The organism is Bacillus sp. REN10 (assembly GCF_016820555.1).
Lineage (GTDB): Bacteria > Bacillota > Bacilli > Bacillales > Domibacillaceae > Bacillus_CE.
In genome coordinates, this window is record NZ_JADHDW010000004.1 from 172,969 (window position 1) to 191,719 (window position 18,751).

An 18,751-nucleotide genomic window follows, 5' to 3' on the forward strand; every position below is an offset into this window, starting at 1 on the left:
ATTATTTCTGTAGCATTAAGCTAACCATTTTGGCTGCTTGCGCGCGTGTCAGTGATTGTTTTGGCTGGAATGTTCCGTTAGGGAATCCAGAGATGAACCCGTGATCGACGCTTGCTGCGACGGCTGCTTGATATTCTTTGCTGATTTGATCAGCGTCTTTAAAGTTTTTCTTGGCGCTTTTGATCATTGTATCCGAATGAATTTCGTAGGCTTTCATCAGCATCCACGCGGCTTCTTGACGGCTTAATTCGCCATCTTTCTTCGTTTTCAATAAGCCTTTTTCCATTGCGGCTTTCACTTCGTCTGTTCCAGGCAGATCCAGTGAGCGGGCCAACATGGAAGCAAATTGATAGCGAGTTAACTTAGCGCTAGGTGAGAATTTGTCTTGTGTCGTACCATTTAAAATGTTCTTTCCGTATAGGTCGGCAATGTACGTATGTGCCCAATAGTTAGCAGGGACATCTTTAAACGGCATAGGTGCTAGTGCTTTAGTTGTTGGCAGGCCGTGGATGTACCCAACTGCGCCTGTTTTTAAAATGCCATACGGTGAATCTTTCATTGCTTGTACTAATTGATCTTTGTTGACGGCTGTAATGGCGCGATCCGCTACTTCATCGCCTGGATGCTGGAAGTTGCTCATAATGTATGAGAAGCCATTTCGGTCATCAGCGAATTGTAAGCCAGTTGCCTCCGCACCTGCAGGGACAGATAGAATACGGCTTAATTGTTTCGTATCTAGCTCATATGCCCATACATAGTTATTTGTGTGCATGCCGCTGTCTTCCCCGATAAATACTGTACGAAGTTCCTCGGAATAGCTTAAGTTGTCAGGGTTTGCTACTTTGTCAACATGGGCTGTGTTGCCGTATGCATCTGGTGTTTTTAAGTCTTCCCCGATGACTAATCCGTTCATCGATGTGGCTACGTAAGAGCTGTTGATGGCTGTTCCGCTTTGAGTCTTCTGCCCGGAAGTTAAAGACAATTCATAGGTTGCCCCAGACTTCATTTTCGGAAGTTGCATATGGTCGGTTGGATCGGCCCCTTTAGCATCTTTCTCCATTCCTTTGCTTTGGTCGGCAATCGCCATGTAGACTTTTTTATCGGCTGCATTCAGTGCGAGACCTTCCATTTTGTTAAATTCAGAAGTTGCACCCAACATCGCTCCATAACGTCGTGATTCAAGGAAAGCGGCTGCTTTTTCCATACCAGGCTTGACTTTTAAGTGTTCCACGCGATCATAATCTCCGCCGCCTGATGCGTATTGTTTAATGGTAGTGAATCCTTCTTTCGGTGTATCAGATGTTTCGAAAATATCGCTGAATTTCAAGTTTTGATCAACAAGTGTTTCCACTTCATCATCTGTCGCATGGCCAAGCTCGATCCATTCTAAGTCTCCAGAACCGCCATTACTTGTTCCTGTTTGATTAAATTTAGCTGCATATAGAGTGCCGGCAGATAAGTCTTTTTCTTTATCAGCGACATACATAAATAGCATCGTGTAGTCGCCGTCATCGCCGAAGTAAGCTGTGCGGTTGTCTGGCATCATCAGCATAATTTCGTTGGAGCGGCGGCCTACGCTGTAATGCTTGACGACTTTCGATTCGCCGTTTTTATCGACTGTCACTTCTGGGATGAAGCCGTATTGGTAAGGATTCGCGTGTTTGTCATCTCCGAAATAAAGCTTCGTAAATTCGCGCGTATTTGTTTTATCCGTCCGCTGATCCGCAGGCATTACTTCTTCTAGTTCAAATTGGCGAGCATCCGGTTCGTATTCTTCGGAACCAAGATGTGTATTCCATGGTGTGAGTGATCCGTTACATGGCACCCATAAACCGTTGGCCTCAGCAAAATCCACTTTGTCAGCTGCCATCACTTTTAATTCGCCTGTTTTCTTGTTTTGATAGAGCTTTGTTAATGTCATCGAAGCAGGGACACGTCTCCAAGCGCCATTTCCAGCTTGGTCTTGCGACGTATACTCTAAGTGAGAAACGAGATACATTTGACCATTGATTGGACGCAATAAGCTGTTCGCATCCGGTGCATCCGAAATGTAATGAACAGGCTGTCCTGTGGCACTCATATCCGTAATCGGTTTGCCATTAACATCAATGGGCGTACCAGCAGCAAATTTATCGCCATTTTCGCCAATTAGCTGATCTTCTGTTTTGTATAATTCTTTGTATGATAATGGGAATGATTTCGATGTTCCGTTTGTATATGTAACTTTTATGGAAGCTTTAGAGTAGGCACTTACCATTTCGTCAATTGTTTTTGGTGCTTCCATTCCTGTGAACGACATGCTTTTAATTGCTGCTTTTGGTGCAGGCGCCGCTTCGGCTGGTGTTAAGGCCGGTGCCGCAAGCGTGGCAGTCACTGCAGTGGCCATCAATAATTTAACTGATTTCATAGATCATACTCCTCCTGAATAATCATTTGCTTCTTTTAAATTATCATCAGATTGTTAAGGAAGTATGTTCCAGATGTAAAAAATGTTAACTAATCTTTAAGGATTTGCAAAAACTTGATTGATAAATGAGTGGATGTGCTTGACAATCCAAATGGCTCCATTTATGATTATAAAAGATAATGAAAATCATTATTAATTAGAGGTGGTGGCTCGATTGAAACTAGTTATAACATGTATCTTTATCTCCTTCGTCGTTGGATTGTGTTGTTATGACATTGTTACCAGCAATTTTTATGGTGATCGAGCTACCAGTACGATGATTTTGATTGTCATTGTGATGCTGCCTATTGTGAATATGATCGAACAGAGAAAAGCTTCCTAATGTTAGGAGGTTTTTTTCTTTTGGGTTTGCACAAATATCTCCGCGCCAACAGGGCATATTAGTGGTAGGAGGTGATTCATGTGGGTAATCCAAAAAGAAATAGCAAAGATTTCACGCCGAATCAATTAGGCACACAGCCAAGAGCAGCCGGCGGCAATAAAGGGAAGAAAATGCAAGACAAGTCAGGAAAACAGCCAGATGTCATCAATGGATCATGATACTTACTTGGAGGGAATGAGATGAGCCACTCAAATGAGGATCAAATGAAAAAGAACACCGCAAAGAACATAGTAAAAGCGAACGAACGTGCCTACAAAATCGCTGACATGGAGCGGATGATTAATAATACAGTAGATAATATCCATGAGGCGAATGAGTCGCTCGATCATGCTGAAAGCGCGGCACAAATCGAGAAAATTAAAGAAAATAATGCGAGACGAAAAGAAAGCATAGAAGGATTTAAGCGAGAGATCGAAGAAGAGCGATCCTTTTTATAAGGTTGAACTCCCACACGTAGCGGTGGGAGTTTTTACTTGTGCGAAACTTTTTGCATGAATGATCCGTATAAAAAGGAAAAAAGGGGGATTGGTGATGGCCTGCTGTCAAAGTTGTCAACACAAATGGAAAATGCGAGAGATTTGGCGAGTGGCGTTTTCCAAAAATGGTCTTGCTTGTCCGTATTGCGGAGTGAAGCAATATATTTCTGCTAAAACAACCAATCGGCTGACGTTAACGTATTGGAGTCCGGTTTTTCTTCTTATTTTACTTTTCCCCTCGTTTGTGGAGTTGAGTAGTGAGAAGGAACCGTATTGGTAAAAAAAGGAAACTTGATGATTGAAATCAAGTTGCCTTTTTAGCAATTTGGCTTCTCGAGTGAGAGAAATCGACCTTCGTATGGAAAATCCGGCCCTCGCGCGAGAGGATTCGGCCTTCGCGCGAAAAATCCGGCCCTCATGCGAAGGAATCCGGCCTTCGTGCGGAAAATTCGGCCTTCACGCGAAGGAATCCGGCCTTCGTGCGAGAGATTCGGCCCTCATGCAGGAGGATTCGGCCTTCGCGCAAACATTCTGGTCTTGCTATCGGTCGCTTATTAATTATTTTCTATAAATATCCTCATTTTCTAAATAAACGGTATTGCTGCCGTGTTACAATGAAAACGAATACATAGCCGATAAAGGGAGGGTATTTTTTATGCAACCAGTAGAGAAGTTAAAGCCAAAGTGGATGTGGTTTTTTCTCTTGGCAGGAGTGATCATACTTGGCAATTATTCGGCCCATCATTTGTTAACCGTTTCTAGTGGGGATGTGCGTGGGATGACGATTGGGTCGCTAGTTGACTTTGTGATTGTCCTTCCTTTACTAACTTATTTCCTAATTCTTCGCAAAAAATGGTCGGTTGTTCCGATCATTGGCGTGGCGTTTCTTGGCTATTTGGCAGCTAAAATGATGATTCCAGCTGAGCGATTAGACGGAATGGAATGGATTGGCTGGGTGCTAGCCGCTGGAGAAGTGGCTTTGTTCAGCGTAGAAATATGGCTCATTGTTAAAGTGGTGAAATTTATTAGAAGTGTTCGTGCTGAGGCGCAGCAACAGGCTGGACGTTTCACACCTGCGATGGCGGTTTTGCAGCAAGCAGATGAAAAATTTTCGGGAAATCGCTTGGCACAAATAGTGGTGTCTGAATGGGTGATGCTGAAACATGCATTTGGAAGCTGGAAGCAAAAGGCGCCGACATCCCCCCAACATTTTACCGCCCATCAAAAGACGAGTGTGATCGCTTTTTATGTGATGATGATCCACGCGATCGTCCTTGAGACGGTGGGGGTGCATTGGTTGCTTCATTCAGTAAGTCCCATCATTTCTTGGGTTTTGCTGGTGTTCAATGTGTACGGTGTACTCTTTTTTATCGGGGAGATTCAAGCGATTCGGCTCAATCGGATCACAGTAGATTCTCATGAAATCATTATTCCCATTGGGCTTATGAAACGAATCACGGTACCAGTGGAAGCAATTCGTTCGATTCGTCGCCCCGAATCAGGGGAGTACCATCCAAAAGATACAACCGCTTTTCACGGTATGTACGTTGATTTTGAAAAGCCTGAGCCGCAAATCGTCATTGAATTAAACGAGCCGCTCACGGTGAAATATTTGTATGGATTTAGCAAACAAGTTGAAAAAGTGTACTTGAAGCTGGATCAACCGGAGGAATTTGTAGCGGTGGTTACCAAAACCAACTAAGAAGAGAATATTCTCTTCTTAGTTGGTTTTCTTCATTATGCTGCTTTTTTACCGCTTTTCTTCTTATTTTGCTTTTTAGCTACTTTCTTTTTGTCCGCTTTCTTTTCCGCTTTTTTCTTTGCTAATTTTTTCTCAGCTTTTTTCTTGTCCGCCTTCTTCTTGTCTTTCTTCGTTAATACCTCTTCGATTTTGTTTTTCTTATCTTTTTTAGCCATGTTATATAACACTCCTATTCTATATTTTTTAAATCATAGCATTCCAGAAAATAGAATGCCTGTACCGGTTAGGATACGTTAACCATTTATGGAATGCAAATTATATGTTTCTATAACATTTCCATAAATGTGAATTGTTTTAAATTTTTCTGACCTTTCATTATTTAAAAGTTTCAATAAATCGAATCGCTTTTTTTGATAGATAGCGATCTTTAAGCCAGATGACGGCAGATTCTGATTGGATGGTGCAGTCTTGGATGGTGAGTGTTTTTAATCCTTCTGTTGGGTAGGAGAGCAAGGTGGATTTTGGCAGGATGGCAGCACCTAAACCAGTTCGGACAAGGGATAAAAGCATGGATGCATCAGAGCCTTCACAAATAATATTTGGTTTGAATCCATGCTGTCGACAATGATCGACTACCAGTTCATAAAGACCAACGCCATTGACTCGATGCAAGAGCATTAAGGGAATGTCAACTAACTCTTCCATCTTGATGTGTTGATCATAATTCCAGCCTTCTGGTATGACAACAACGAAGTGGTCGTCTGGTAAAGGAAGAAAGGAGAAAGATTCCATGTCCAGTGGAAGTCTGACAATCGCTAGCTCGACTTCTCTATTTTTTACATATTGGGCTAGAAGAGAGGAATCGCCTTCTTTTAACTGAAAAGTAATCAATGGATATTTTTCTCTGAAAAGTCGGAAGCGCTCAGGAATATAAGAAAAACAAGTTTTCACCGAGCCGATGGAAAGCACGCCATTCAGCCCCTCGCCCACCTCTTTTACCTCTAATATTGTTTCGTCCATACAGTTGAGAAGCTCCATTGCTTTTTGATAGAGCACTTTGCCTGCTTCCGTCAATTCTAAACTTCTTCCATTTCTTTCGAATAATAAAACATTAAGATTCTTTTCCATCGCCTTTAATTGCTGGCTGAGTGGAGGCTGAGCCATATGAAGTTTTTTGGCCGCTTTTGTAATTTGTCCTTCATCAGCGATCGCTTTGAAATAACGGAGTTGCCTGATATCCAATTAAACATCCTCCTTGTCACCATATGTTTTTTATATGCCAATCAAATATTTTTAATATTTTTAATATTCTATCAATCATGATAAATTATTTTTGAAAGCGATTCCACTATTTTTCAAATATCTTGAATTATTTTTTAAATATGGTGGTTTATGGTGAAAAAACTAAGGGAGAAGAGGAGAGATACACATGTCAAATATTCAAGAGATAAAGCAAAGGTTAAAAGGATCCATTGCCCCTGTCATTACTCCATTTCATGAGGATGAAAGTTTAGATCTTGATACATTTCAGCAGTTAATTAACTGGCAAATAAATAGTGGCAGTCACGGAATCTCGGTGACTGGTACATCGGGAGAGCCAAGTTCATTAACGGTCAAAGAACGGGAGCTAGTGATGGAGACAGCGATGCAAACGATTAACGGACGCGTGCCTTTTGCTCCGGGAACCGGCTCCGTCAATCACGCGGAGGCCTTACATTTAACGAAAGTTGCTCAAGAGATGGGGGCGGATGCGGCCATGGTGATCGTCCCTTATTATAATAAACCGTCACAGCATGCCCTTTATAAACATTTCAAAACGATTGCTGATGCCGTGGACATTCCGATCATTTTGTATAACATTCCGGGACGAACAGGCGTGAATTTAGAGGTTGCAACGATGAAGAGATTAGTAGAGGATTGTCCGAACATTATCGGAGCGAAAGAATCTAATAAAGATTTTGAACATGTCAATCGTGTATTGCTGCATTGTGGAAGAGATTTTCTCTTATTCTCTGGTATTGAATTACTGTGCTATCCAATGTTAACCATCGGCGGTAGTGGTTCCATTAGTGCGACAGCGAATGTGGAACCGGCTAAAGTAGCCCAATTGCATAATGCGTGGGAAGAAGGAGATATCGAAACAGCATTAAATCTTCATTATGAGTTGATGCCGCTCAATGATGTGTTGTTTAAGGATACGAATCCAGCTCCAGTCAAAGCGGCGCTTGGGATGATGGGGAAAATTAAGCCGGTACTTAGAAAGCCGATGGATGTACCGAATGAATCATTACAAAATGAGATCCGAGATGTCTTGAAACAGTATGTCGATTTAGCAGAACCGACAGCTTCAAAGTAAGTATGGAAAGGAAGTGAGGAGATGCAAGTGCAAGCAACTAGCAAACATGCATTAACCCATCAACAAGTTAATGACGTGTCTTTATATATTAATGGTGAGTTTGTAGATGCCAAATCAGGCGAGGCGTTTACAAATGTCAATCCTTTTACGAACGGCGTAATCAATCAAATTGCAGAAGGGCGCAAGGAAGATATTGATCAAGCGGTGAATGCGGCGAAAACAGCTTTTGTTCAAGGTGCATGGGGGAGGATGAAGCTAGCCGAACGAATGACATATATTAACCGTATTGCTGACTTGATTGATGAAAAAGTCGAAGAAATCGCTTATTTGGAATCGTTAGATACGGGACTTCCAATCAGTCAAACGAGAAAAATGACGGCACGTGCGGCTGAAAATTTTCGTTTCTATGCCCGAATGGTACAAACAAAACTTCATGGTGAATCTTATCCGGTGGATGACGAGTTCATTAATTACACGGTGTATAAACCGCTTGGAGTAGTAGGATTGATTACGCCTTGGAACGCGCCATTTATGTTAGAAACGTGGAAGGTGGCACCAGCGTTAGCGACAGGAAACACGGTGGTGTTAAAACCTGCTGAGTTATCGCCTTTAACAGCCAATAAATTAGCGGAAGTAATGGATCAGGCCGGTTTGCCAAAAGGGGTGTTCAATGTTGTTCATGGTTTTGGTGAAACAGCAGGGGCGGCATTGGTTGCTCATCCGGATGTCTCAGCTATTTCATTTACTGGTGAAACGACGACAGGCTCCATCATTATCAAAAATTCTGCCGATACGTTGAAGAAAACATCGATGGAGTTAGGAGGGAAATCGCCGCTGATCGTCTTTGAGGATGCGGAGCTAGATCGAGCCTTAGATGCCGCTGTGTGGGGGATTTTCTCTTTTAACGGTGAACGCTGTACAGCCAACTCACGCGTTTTTCTTCATAAGAAGATTAAAGGTGAGTTTGTAGAAAAATTGAAACAAAGGGTGGCTAATATCAAAATTGGTGACCCACTAAATCTTGATACTCAGCTAGGACCATTAATTGAAAAAGAACATTTTAATAAAGTGAATCAGTATATTGAGCTCGCAAAAGAAGAAGGCTGTGAAGTCGTGCAAGGTGTCGTTCCTGAAGAGGTGAAAGCAGGAAATTTCGTACCGCCAACGCTATTATTGAATGCCAAGAATGAAATGAAAGTGTGTCAAGAGGAAATATTCGGTCCAGTGATGGCAGTCATTGAATTTGAAACAGAAGAAGAAGTGATTGAAGCGGCCAATCAAGTTCGTTACGGCCTAGCGGGATATGTTTGGACGAATGATATAAAGCGAGGGCATCGTGTGGCACAGGAGGTTGAGGCCGGTATGCTTTGGGTGAATGCTCAAAACGTTCGCGACCTTCGTATTCCTTTTGGAGGAATGAAGGATAGTGGAATCGGCAGAGAAGGTGGACATTATGCGTTCGAATTTTACACTGAGCCAAAAGTCATTCATGTGGCAATCCGTGATCACCACATTCCCCAGTTTGGCAAATAAGTAGATAATTTCGAGAGGAGAGATACTATGCCAGCAAAAACAGGTCAGCAATATATTGAAAGAGTGGATCAAGCCCAGGCGAATATTTGGATTGACGGAGAGCAGGTGAAGGGGAAAATCTCTGAGCATCCCGCTTTTAAAGGGGTGATGAAATCTCAAGCGGAGCTGTATGACATGCAACATGACCCGAAAAAAAGTGAGTTTATGACCTATGAATCTCCGACTACGAAGGAGCGCGTAGGCACGTCCTTTATCCAGCCAAAAACAAAAGAAGATTTAGCGATGCGTCGCAAAATGATGCAGGAATGGGCGAAGCATAATGGTGGCATGATGGGGCGATCCCCAGATTATATTAATGTCGGCATGATGGCATATGGAACAGCTTCTGAAATGTTCGGGAAGCAAGACCCTTTTTACGCCAAAAATATGGCCCAATACTATGAATATTGTCGAGAAAATGATCTGTCCTTAACTCATACATTAATTCAGCCGCAAGTGAATCGTGCTGTCAATTCTGCTCAGCTACCTGATCCATATATTGCTGCTCGCATTGTGAAAAAGACGTCAGAAGGAGTCGTAATCCGCGGAGCCAGGCTACTTGCGACTCAAGGTGGAATGACTGATGAGATTATGGTGTTTCCTTCAACACTATTAAAGCAGTCAGATGAAGAAAATCCGTATGCTTATGCGTTTTCCATCCCGAATAATACGCCAGGGTTGAAATTCATTTGCCGCGAATCCTTTGATTACGGAAAATCAAATTTTGACCATCCACTTGGTTCGCGCTTTGAAGAGATGGACACGATTGTTGTCTTTGATGATGTCGTCGTTCCATGGGATCGCGTGTTTGCTCTTGGAGATGTGAATGTATGTAACCAAGCGTATAACGAAAGTAATGCGGTTGTCCATATGACTCACCAAGTCGTCTCAAAAAACGTGGCAAAAACAGAATTTATACTTGGTATTTTGCAGTTAATGGTGGAGACGATCAATATCGGTCAATTTCAGCATGTTCAAGAGAAAATGTCTGAAGTAATTATTGCCTTAGAAACCGTGAAATCGCATGTAGCTGCTTCTGAAGCCAATGCCAAAATGGATAAATGGGGCATTATGACACCTGATTTTACGCCGTTGAATATTGCACGTAATTACTATCCGAAAATCTATCCACGCTTTAGCGAAATTATGCAGTTACTTGGTGCGAGTGGCTTAATGGCGATTCCATCAGAAGCCGCTTTTCATTCGGAGATTCGGCCGGATTTGGATAAATATTTACAGGCAGCCAATAGTGACGCTTATCAACGTGTGAAATTGTATCGCCTTGCTTGGGATGTCTGTATGAGTGCCTTTGGTTCAAGACAAACCTTATATGAACGATTCTTTTTCGGAGATCCAGTCCGAATGGCAAGCGCTTTATATAACGGCTACGAAAAGCAGGAATATGTTGATCGTGTGAAAGAGTTTTTGGACCGTTCTGAGCAGCTTGTCAACAATGGCTAAAAAAGAGGGGGATAAAGATGGATTTCAATATTATTAGAGTAGCGAGAGCGGTCATTAATGTGAAAAATCTCGAGCGTTCACGAGCATTTTATGTCGACGCTTTAGGATTTATTGAAACGGAAAGTGACGATCAACATATTTATTTACGCGGGCTTGAAGAACATACACATCACAGTCTAGTGTTGAAAAAATCAGAAACACCAGGGGTGCATGCTCTTGGGTATAAAGTACAGAAAGAAGAGGATTTAGATAAGCTGGATCAACTTTTTCAGTCAAAAGGACTGAAAACAAAGTGGTTAGAAGCAGGGACACAGCACGCAGTTAGGCGAGCGCTTCATGTGCATGACGTTTCAGGAATGCCGATTGAATTTTTCTGTCAAATGGATCGGGCAGAGCGAATGCTTCAACGCTATGATCAATATAAAGGGGCAAGAATTCAGCGGATCGACCATGTGAACTGTGCGGTTCCAGATGTGGAGAAAGCTTATAATTTCTTTATAAAAGAGCTAGGCTTTGCCTGTTCGGAGTACACAGCGACAGAAGACGACCGCATCTGGGCGGCTTGGTTGCACCGGAAGCCATCTGTCCATGATCAAGCGTTCATGAATGGCCCAGGGCCTCGTCTGCATCATATCGCTTTTTGGCTACCGGACCCATTAGCTTTAATTCATTGCTGTGACGTATTAGCTTCTCTTGGCTATGCGGCGAATATTGAAAGAGGACCGGGACGCCACGGTTTATCTAACGCTTTCTTCTTATATTTAAGAGATCCGGATGGGTATCGAATTGAATTGTATAATGGTGACTATTTAACAAGTGATCCAGATTTTGAACCGATTCGTTGGGACTTAAATGATCCGCGCCGACAAACATTTTGGGGAAGTAAAGCACCGGATAGCTGGTTCAATGAAACATCGCCATTTTTAGATATTGAAACAGGAGAAGAAATTCAAGTATCGGCTCCTACATTGGCTCAGAGAAAGCCGGAATTCATGTTATAAGGGAGGTTTATTAGGTGGATGATCGTACATTTAGAAATGCCATGGGTACATTTGCTACGGGTGTCACCGTCATTACAACAGAGTTAAATGGAGAAGTGCACGGCATGACGGCTAATGCTTTTATGTCAGTTTCTTTGGAGCCGAAGCTAGTGATGATTTCGATTGGACAAAAAGCAAAAATGCTAGATAAGATTCAACAGGCTGGTCAATTTGCTGTTAATATTTTATCGGAGAATCAGCAAGAAGTGTCGATGCAGTTTGCTGGTCAGCTCAAAGATAAGAAACCGGTAGAATTTAGTCGACTAGGCGAGATGCCTGTTATGAAAGAGGCACTTGCTGCGATCGTCTGCAGTGTGTACAGTGAGCAAACAGCTGGTGATCATACCTTGTTTATTGGAGAAGTACAGGAAATCATTGTTCGTGAAGGATCGCCATTGACCTTTTACAAAGGAAAATATGGGGGAATCACCAACCAACAGTTCGTTTAATTTCTTACGAAGGGGGAGAACAACCAGTGAAGACCATTTATATGAAACATCCGATTTCTCATTTGTGTATCCATCCAGACCCGTGTGTTCTCGCCCTTGGTTTTTTTGATGGTGTTCATGCGGGGCATCAAAGACTACTAGAAAAAGCGAAGCAAATCGCTAAGCAGCATCAATTGACCTTTAGCGTGATGACTTTCTTTCCTCATCCGAAAGAGGTGTTGTCTCCTGATCGCGAGCCGATGACGTATTTAACACCGTTGTCAGTAAAAGAAGCACGCTTTAAAGAGCTTGGTGTGGATCAATTATTTGTTGTTGAATTTACTCCGGAGTTTGCTCGTCTTTCTGCGGAAGATTTTGTCGAACAGTACATTCAAGCTCTAAACTGCAAACATGTCGTAGCGGGCTTTGATTATCATTACGGTGCTAAAGGATCAGGAAATATGAAAACGCTATCAAAGTCAGGGAGTGAAATATTTACTGTCACGACGATGCCTAAAGTGGAGCATGAAGGTGAAAAGGTCAGTTCAACTGCGATTCGCCATCTTTTAGCCAATGGATTAGTTACAGCCATCCCGAAACTTCTTGGAGATTTTTATGAAGTACAAGGGGAAGTGAAGAAGCGCTCTCTTTTTTATAAAAGTCATCAGTTTCTGAAGGTCGTTGTTGATAAAAGTTATCGAATGCCGAAGCTAGGTGTTTATCATATTCAGATTGAATTGGATGGATATGTATACGAAGGAATTTGTCAACAAATGACGGTAAGTGATTCACATACATCTTTGCTCATTCAGTTGAAGCACTGCTTTGTTGATACACAAAATAAGAAGGTTCGTATCAAGTGGATAGAATCTTGGTATGAACAAACGAATGAAGCGTATGGGATATCGGAATATACGTATAAAGATGAATGGGTCATTTAAGCACGGAGAAAGGGGTGGCAAAAATGCTAGGAATGGAAGATCCGATGATCACAATTGCTTGGTTGGGGACCTTGTTGTCGATGGTTGGCTGCGTGGTATTTGGAATTGTCATGTGGAATCGTGGAGAAGAGGAGTGATGTTGAATGAATTTAGCGATATTGATTCCGATTGTTTTAATTTATCTATTGATTATGTCGGCGCTTGCCTATTATGGATATAAAACAACGAGAACAGAAGCTGATTATTTAGTTGGAGGTCGACAAACTCACCCAACAGTGATGGCACTTTCTTATGGCGCGACGTTTATTAGTACCTCTTCTCTAATTGGTTTTGGCGGGGTTGCAGCTGTACAGGGATTCGGGCTGTTATGGCTTGGTTTTTTAAACATTGTGATTGGTGTATTTATTTCATTTGTGTTGTTTGGCACCCGTATTCGCAAAGTATCTACTCAACTTGAGGCGCATACGTTTGCTGAATTATTAGGAAAACGATACCAGTCAAGGTTTATTACCGTTCTCTCTGGAATCGTCATTTTTGTTTTTATGCCAGCATATACGAGCATTGTTCTTGTCGGAGGTGGGCGTTTCTTACAAGAGTCTTTATCAATGAATTATAACGTAGCTCTCCTTATATTAGCGGTGATTGTTGGTCTATACGTGTTGAGTGGTGGCATTAAAGCGGTGATGTACACGGACGCGTTTGCGGCGGTTGTTATGTTTATTGGGATGGCTATTTTTTTGTTTATGAGTTATCAGTCGGTCGGTGGGATCATGAAGGGCCATACGGAGTTGACGGCGATGAAAGACCTTATTCCACAGGCTTTAGTGGAGCAAGGACATCGCGGTTGGACCTCTATGCCTGAGCTCGGATCGCCCATTTGGTGGACACTTGTCAGTACGATCATTATGGGAGTTGGGATTGGTGTGCTTGCTCAGCCTCAACTGGCGATGAGATTTATGACAGTGAAAAATAACCAAGCGTTATATCGCTCTGTTCTTGTTGGCGGTGTGTTTATTTTCTTTATGACAGGTGCTTCTTATATGATTGGCCCTATTAGTAATCTTTATTTTAAAGAGAAGTTGGGGGATATTTCAATCAATGTAGCACAAGGAAATGTCGATTTAGTGATTCCGATGTTTATTAATCATTTAATGCCTGAGTGGTTTGTCTATTTATTTACACTTACGTTGTTATCAGCGGCGATTTCAACGATCAGTTCATTAATCCATCTTCAAGGTTCAGCATTTGGATATGATATTTTAAAAAGTTACGGAGTGAACTCTTTATTTGGTATGGACGCTTCCCGAGTGGGGGTACTTATTGGGATTGTAGCAGCCGTAGCTTTATCTTATGTTTTACCAGCTGGCGTCATTGCTCAAGCTACTTCTCTTTGGTTTGGCTTGTGTGCCGCTGGTTTTCTACCAATGATGGTCGGTGCGTTCTTTTGGGAAAGATCGACAAGAGTTGCGGCGATTGCAAGTATGCTGGTTGGGTTCTCTAGCAGTATTTTTGGTTTTTTGTTTCTTCATGGGAAAGAAGCTACTGCCATTGGCTTATCAAAAGCCTTGTTTGGCAAAGATACATTATTTGCCTTTCCGATGACACATATTAATCCTTTATTTTATGCTCTTCCGCTTTCTGCTTTCGTGTTCGTGGCTGTTAGCTTATTAACGAAACAGGAACAACATACAATAGACCTGCCGCTTAAAAATGAAACGGTGTAATTCTACTGGGAAAGGATCGGTGTAAAGGATGACAACAGGTACGATATATGGAACGGCTCTAAATTATAAAGGTGCTCTAGTTGCATTGGGGGAAGCGGTCAATGGAGCACCTTACAATTCACCGCCCAAAGCTCCTGTGCTTTATATTAAGCCAGCTAATACGCTGAATGAACATGGAAAACCGATTCCGTTACCTAAAGGTGTGCTGGAGCTAGAAGTTGGGGCATGTCTTGGAGTGGTGATGAATCGGACAACTACAAAAGTGAGCGAGGAGGAAGCGCTACAATTCGTTGAGGGATATATTGTTGTGAACGATGTCAGTATCCCGCATGAGAGCCTCTATCGTCCAGCGATTAAACAAAAGGCGCGCGATGGGTTTTGTCCAATTAGTTCACAAATGATCCAACAAGAGGCTGTTACGAATCCTGATTCCTTAGGCGTGCGAGTTTGGATCAATGGGGAGTTACGTCAAGAAAATACAACAGCTAATCTCGTTCGTTCCATCAGTCGCTTACTAGCGGATGTTACGGAATTTATGACGTTATATTCAGGGGATATTTTACTTGTCGGTGTACCTGAACAGCCTCCATTGGCTAAGGCGGGAGATCGGATACGTATTGAAATTGATGAAGTCGGTTTCTTAGAAAATACGGTCGTTCCAGAGGAGGAGTGCAGATGAAGCGAGCGAGAGTGGCTTATGCTGGTGCGATCCATGAGGCTACTGAGAAGAAAGGAAAGCTACTGTTAAACGATGGGCGACTAGTGGGTGAGAATGAGGTGGTTTGGTTACCTCCCATTCAGCCGAGGACTGTGTTTGCTCTTGGATTGAATTATGCAGATCATGCAAAAGAGTTAGCGTTTAAGGCACCGGATGAACCATTAGTTTTTTTAAAGGGCCCAAACACATTCATCGGGCATCGTGGACAAACACGCCGTCCGGCAGACGTGGAGTATATGCATTATGAATGTGAATTAGCGGTCGTTATTGGACAGACAGCTCGAAATATTAAGCGAGAAGAAGCGTATGATGTGGTAGATGGCTACACAATTGCTAATGATTATGCTTTTCGTGATTATTTAGAGAATTACTACCGTCCGAATTTAAAGGTGAAAAACCGTGATACAGCCACACCAATTGGCCCCTGGATCGTTGACAAGCAAGATATTAAAGACCCAATGAATTTATCTTTAAAAACATATGTCAATGGTCAGCTTGTTCAAGAAGGAAATACGAAAGACATGGTGTTCGATATTCCTTTTTTAATTGAATATTTAAGTAGTTTTATGACATTGAGTAAAGGGGACATCATTTTAACAGGAACACCTAAAGGGCTGATGAATACAGCAGTTGGTGATGAGGTCATCTCAGAAATTGAAGGAATTGGTCAACTAGTAAATCGAGTGGTTGGGGGTGAACCGTTTCAATCGGATTTAGCCATCAAATTAGCTGATGAGAGAGTGAGATAAGATGCCGCATATCATTATCGAATATACAGATAACATAAGAATAGAAGGAAATATTCCTCTATTATTGACTCAACTGCATCAAGTCCTCATCAATCGCAGTGATCTGTTTCCGATTGGTGGGATTCGTTCAAGAGCAATTGAACTGCACGACTATCGAGTGGCAGATGGCATGGAGGACGATGCTTTCGTTCATATGACATTAAAAATTGGAGCCGGTCGGTCTGAAGCTGATAAACAAGCTGTTTGCAATGAGCTTTTTCAAGTGATGAAACAACATTTCAATAACCTTTTCGCTAACCGTTATTTAGCATTGTCAATGGAAGTAATCGAGTTCAGTGAGGCAGGTACTTACAAACATAACAATATCCACAATCGATTTAAGAAAGGTCAATCTTTTCCTCATTAATTGAAAAGAGCACGCCAAACGGCACGCTCTTTTCTTTCATCCCTCTCGCATCTTCTCCGGCAATGCTTGAATGGATTGGATGACCGCGTCTAGCTTTGCTTCCATTCGGTATAAAAGATAGAAGGTGACCGCGATCGGAAAGCCAACATCTTGAATAAAGGGTAGCAGTTGCTCCATTTCGATCCTCCTCACATAGAGTGGGAAAGCCAGGCTAGCTGACTTTCCCACTTTTTTAATTTGTGCATAGACTGTTAGTAGTTAGTTGATCGCAAGGTTGGTGACGGTGCGGTCAACTAAATTGGCGTCTTTTGCGGCTGCGAATTTTCCGCTTGTGGAGTTAAAGACGTTGGCGGCGATGATGGCTTCCATTGATTGCTTCACTAGGGCAGGGTCAATGGGCTCTTTCGGATCGTCGATGGTTAATGATGCCGTTTTGCCAAGGTCTGTTGTGAATTGAAGCTGAAGTGTTTTAGCCATTTTTTCTAGCCTCCTTTAGTTAATTTCTGATACATCGTTGCGGGTAATCATCACCATCGGTTTGTTGACTAAAGCAGCAATGGCTTGAGCTGCAGCTTGTAAGCTAGTAGCCGTAGCCATTTCATCGATGTTCGAGAAAGTTTTCGATTTCAGAATCGGCTGACCCTTTGCGTCAACTCCATGGTCAAATACTAGGCGTAAAGTGGATTTTGATAGCATTGCTTCTGCCATGTGAATCACCTCCTTTCACCCTCTATATAGAAAAGCAAGAGAGAAAAGGACACTTTCTATGAAAAATCATAGAATTCGTCATCTTTTTGTTAATTTCGTAACATGATAGTAATATTTTATGTATAATAGAAATAAAATGATAGGTTATCAGGTTTTACCAAGTAGAAGGGGTTGGAAAAAATGAAAAAATGGACTTCGTCGCTCTTGTTTTGTGTCCTCGTGTTAATGTTTGCTGGAAGCGTTTCAGCAGCGGAGCACGAAAAGGGAATTTATCTTGGCTTGCATGATAAGATGCTCCCGTTTGTAAAAGGGGAAGCGTTCATTGTCGATGGGCAGGCAGTAGCACCAATGGCAAAGCTGCATCAAGCTTTATATGTAAAGCAATCCTTTAATCAAAAAGACGGTACATATACGTTAGAGAAGAATGGAAGCAAGCTAGTTTTTAATGAAATCACAAAAGAAGCTTCCTTTAACGGACAAAAGACAACACCTGCTATTATTTATAAGAAAAATAATGAACCGTATATTGGGGTTCATTGGGTGGCGAGTCATTTCGGTTTGAAAACAGATTATTTAAGCTCGTATCAAACAGTGAGAATCTACTCTTCACAGGGGGCAAGATTATCGAACGAAGAATTTATTCAAGCAAATCAATCGTTCTTTGATCAAAACAAGCCAAATCCACCATCTAAGAAGCCAATTGCTTATGTCACGTTTGACGATGGGCCAAATGCTTATTCGGCAAGTATTTTGAATACATTAACCGCTCATAAAGTGAAGGCAACCTTCTTTTATATAGAGCCCAACGTCCGTAAATATTCTGAGTTTGCCAAACGAGCAGCGAAAGAGGGACATTATCTCGGTTTACACAGTGTGACGCATCAAGCCAATCGCCTATATCGATCTCCGCAAAGCTTTATTGGGGAAATGAATCAAACGCAACAAACGATTAAGCAAGTCACAGGACAATCATCTATGTTGATTCGGGCACCATACGGGAGCAAGCCTTATTTAAAGCAGCCATACCGTAATGCGATGGTGCAAAAAGGGTACCGTTTATGGGATTGGGATGTAGACAGTTTAGATTGGAAGTATAGCCCAAGCTCGAAGCAACGAATTTTGCAAAATATAAAAGCAGGTATACAGCAGCAAAAAAAGCTAGGGGATCAACATGTTGTGATTTTAATGCATGAGAAACAAGCAACGGCAGATATGTTGCCGTCTATACTAGATTACTTGAAAAAAGAAGGATATGAATTACGCGCCTACAATCCATCAGCCCATGTCACGCAGAACTTTTGGAAAGATGGGCGATTATAAAGAAAAGCTACCCTATGGGGTAGCTTTTTTCTTGTCCGATCTAGTTCTAGGTCTCAGATGTTTCTAAAGAGGTGCTATCATATTACTTATACATAAAAGAGGGGGGACGGTAAGGGTGGGAGGCCATACCGTCTTTGTGCATATCGTGTAAGATGAGATAAGTGATGATAATGATTATCATTACTAACTACAATTATCATGTTAAACGATTTGTTCTATAGTGTCAACCGAAAAAGGAGAAAATTTTCAAAAAAGATCAAGAAAGGGGAAAAACTTGTGTTAGTCATGATATGGGTAAGGG

Annotated in this window: 23 protein-coding genes; 17 read left to right on the plus strand and 6 right to left on the minus strand. The window is 42.0% G+C overall.

The window, feature by feature from the left end:
- Nucleotide 1: 1 nt before the first annotated feature.
- Complete coding sequence (locus tag IRB43_RS08285) at nt 2–2,407, minus strand: S-layer homology domain-containing protein (protein WP_203362993.1); 2,406 nt, start codon at nt 2,405–2,407, stop codon at nt 2–4.
- Nucleotides 2,408–2,621: 214 nt separating this feature from the next.
- On the opposite strand from IRB43_RS08285, the gene IRB43_RS08290 reads away from it, so the two are divergent.
- From IRB43_RS08290 to IRB43_RS08310, 5 genes are all read left to right on the plus strand, one after another.
- A complete protein-coding gene (locus IRB43_RS08290) occupies nt 2,622–2,789 on the plus strand; it encodes a hypothetical protein (protein ID WP_203362994.1) in 168 nt (55 codons plus the stop codon).
- A gap of 80 nt (nt 2,790–2,869) precedes the next feature.
- Nucleotides 2,870–3,007 (plus strand): acid-soluble spore protein N, encoded by a 138-nt coding sequence (locus tag IRB43_RS08295; RefSeq protein ID WP_203362995.1) that lies wholly within the window; start codon nt 2,870–2,872, stop codon nt 3,005–3,007.
- Nucleotides 3,008–3,028: 21 nt separating this feature from the next.
- The gene (locus IRB43_RS08300) at nt 3,029–3,286 is read left to right on the plus strand and encodes a small acid-soluble spore protein Tlp (RefSeq protein ID WP_238941900.1); all 258 of its coding nucleotides are present in this window, start codon (nt 3,029–3,031) and stop codon (nt 3,284–3,286) included.
- 94 nt (nt 3,287–3,380) lie between these two features.
- Nucleotides 3,381–3,605: a TIGR04104 family putative zinc finger protein gene (locus tag IRB43_RS08305; protein ID WP_203362996.1), complete on the plus strand. Its 225-nt coding sequence runs from the start codon at nt 3,381–3,383 to the stop codon at nt 3,603–3,605.
- 375 nt (nt 3,606–3,980) lie between these two features.
- On the plus strand, nt 3,981–5,027 hold the full coding sequence (locus IRB43_RS08310) for a hypothetical protein (RefSeq protein ID WP_203362997.1): 1,047 nt from the start codon (nt 3,981–3,983) through the stop codon (nt 5,025–5,027).
- 35 nt (nt 5,028–5,062) lie between these two features.
- Here IRB43_RS08310 and IRB43_RS08315 read toward each other — a convergent pair whose 3' ends face one another.
- Both IRB43_RS08315 and IRB43_RS08320 read right to left on the minus strand, forming a co-directional pair.
- Entirely contained in the window at nt 5,063–5,242 is a 180-nt protein-coding gene (locus tag IRB43_RS08315; RefSeq protein WP_203362998.1) for a hypothetical protein, read from the minus strand.
- 160 nt (nt 5,243–5,402) lie between these two features.
- Nucleotides 5,403–6,269, minus strand: coding sequence for a LysR family transcriptional regulator (locus IRB43_RS08320; protein ID WP_203362999.1), 867 nt, complete (start codon nt 6,267–6,269; stop codon nt 5,403–5,405).
- 187 nt (nt 6,270–6,456) lie between these two features.
- Between IRB43_RS08320 and hpaI the strand changes: the two genes are divergently transcribed.
- From hpaI to IRB43_RS08370, 11 genes are read left to right on the plus strand one after another with little or no spacing between them, the layout of a single operon-like run.
- On the plus strand, nt 6,457–7,383 hold the full coding sequence (gene hpaI, locus IRB43_RS08325; RefSeq protein WP_203363000.1) for a 2,4-dihydroxyhept-2-ene-1,7-dioic acid aldolase: 927 nt from the start codon (nt 6,457–6,459) through the stop codon (nt 7,381–7,383).
- Nucleotides 7,384–7,404: 21 nt separating this feature from the next.
- On the plus strand, nt 7,405–8,916 hold the full coding sequence (hpaE, locus tag IRB43_RS08330) for a 5-carboxymethyl-2-hydroxymuconate semialdehyde dehydrogenase (RefSeq protein WP_203363001.1): 1,512 nt from the start codon (nt 7,405–7,407) through the stop codon (nt 8,914–8,916).
- Nucleotides 8,917–8,943: 27 nt separating this feature from the next.
- Nucleotides 8,944–10,416, plus strand: a complete 1,473-nt coding sequence (gene hpaB / locus IRB43_RS08335; RefSeq protein WP_203363002.1) for a 4-hydroxyphenylacetate 3-monooxygenase, oxygenase component — start codon at nt 8,944–8,946, stop codon at nt 10,414–10,416.
- A 17-nt stretch (nt 10,417–10,433) separates the two neighbouring features.
- Complete coding sequence (gene hpaD / locus IRB43_RS08340) at nt 10,434–11,417, plus strand: 3,4-dihydroxyphenylacetate 2,3-dioxygenase (RefSeq protein ID WP_203363003.1); 984 nt, start codon at nt 10,434–10,436, stop codon at nt 11,415–11,417.
- Between the two features lie 14 nt (nt 11,418–11,431).
- Nucleotides 11,432–11,905 (plus strand): flavin reductase, encoded by a 474-nt coding sequence (locus tag IRB43_RS08345; protein WP_203363004.1) that lies wholly within the window; start codon nt 11,432–11,434, stop codon nt 11,903–11,905.
- A 26-nt stretch (nt 11,906–11,931) separates the two neighbouring features.
- The gene (locus IRB43_RS08350) at nt 11,932–12,825 is read left to right on the plus strand and encodes an adenylyltransferase/cytidyltransferase family protein (RefSeq protein ID WP_343070831.1); all 894 of its coding nucleotides are present in this window, start codon (nt 11,932–11,934) and stop codon (nt 12,823–12,825) included.
- A 23-nt stretch (nt 12,826–12,848) separates the two neighbouring features.
- Entirely contained in the window at nt 12,849–12,962 is a 114-nt protein-coding gene (locus IRB43_RS18000; protein ID WP_343070839.1) for a symporter small accessory protein, read from the plus strand.
- 6 nt (nt 12,963–12,968) lie between these two features.
- Nucleotides 12,969–14,549: a sodium:solute symporter family protein gene (locus tag IRB43_RS08355; protein ID WP_203363005.1), complete on the plus strand. Its 1,581-nt coding sequence runs from the start codon at nt 12,969–12,971 to the stop codon at nt 14,547–14,549.
- A 28-nt stretch (nt 14,550–14,577) separates the two neighbouring features.
- Nucleotides 14,578–15,228: a fumarylacetoacetate hydrolase family protein gene (locus IRB43_RS08360; RefSeq protein WP_203363006.1), complete on the plus strand. Its 651-nt coding sequence runs from the start codon at nt 14,578–14,580 to the stop codon at nt 15,226–15,228.
- A complete protein-coding gene (locus IRB43_RS08365; protein ID WP_203363007.1) occupies nt 15,225–16,016 on the plus strand; it encodes a fumarylacetoacetate hydrolase family protein in 792 nt (263 codons plus the stop codon). The genes IRB43_RS08360 and IRB43_RS08365 overlap by 4 nt, the downstream gene beginning before the upstream one ends.
- Before the next feature lies 1 nt (nt 16,017).
- Nucleotides 16,018–16,422 carry a 5-carboxymethyl-2-hydroxymuconate Delta-isomerase gene (locus IRB43_RS08370; RefSeq protein ID WP_203363008.1) on the plus strand — a complete coding sequence of 135 codons (405 nt, stop codon included), beginning with the start codon at nt 16,018–16,020 and terminating at the stop codon, nt 16,420–16,422.
- A 36-nt stretch (nt 16,423–16,458) separates the two neighbouring features.
- Here IRB43_RS08370 and IRB43_RS08375 read toward each other — a convergent pair whose 3' ends face one another.
- The 3 genes from IRB43_RS08375 to IRB43_RS08385 form a co-directional block, all read right to left on the minus strand.
- Nucleotides 16,459–16,599: a YvrJ family protein gene (locus IRB43_RS08375; RefSeq protein WP_203363009.1), complete on the minus strand. Its 141-nt coding sequence runs from the start codon at nt 16,597–16,599 to the stop codon at nt 16,459–16,461.
- An 81-nt stretch (nt 16,600–16,680) separates the two neighbouring features.
- Nucleotides 16,681–16,899 (minus strand): DUF2922 domain-containing protein, encoded by a 219-nt coding sequence (locus IRB43_RS08380; RefSeq protein ID WP_203363010.1) that lies wholly within the window; start codon nt 16,897–16,899, stop codon nt 16,681–16,683.
- Nucleotides 16,900–16,914: 15 nt separating this feature from the next.
- Nucleotides 16,915–17,130 (minus strand): DUF1659 domain-containing protein, encoded by a 216-nt coding sequence (locus IRB43_RS08385; RefSeq protein ID WP_203363011.1) that lies wholly within the window; start codon nt 17,128–17,130, stop codon nt 16,915–16,917.
- Between the two features lie 180 nt (nt 17,131–17,310).
- Between IRB43_RS08385 and IRB43_RS08390 the strand changes: the two genes are divergently transcribed.
- Nucleotides 17,311–18,450 (plus strand): polysaccharide deacetylase family protein, encoded by a 1,140-nt coding sequence (locus IRB43_RS08390; protein WP_203363012.1) that lies wholly within the window; start codon nt 17,311–17,313, stop codon nt 18,448–18,450.
- The last annotated feature ends 301 nt before the right edge of the window (nt 18,451–18,751 follow it).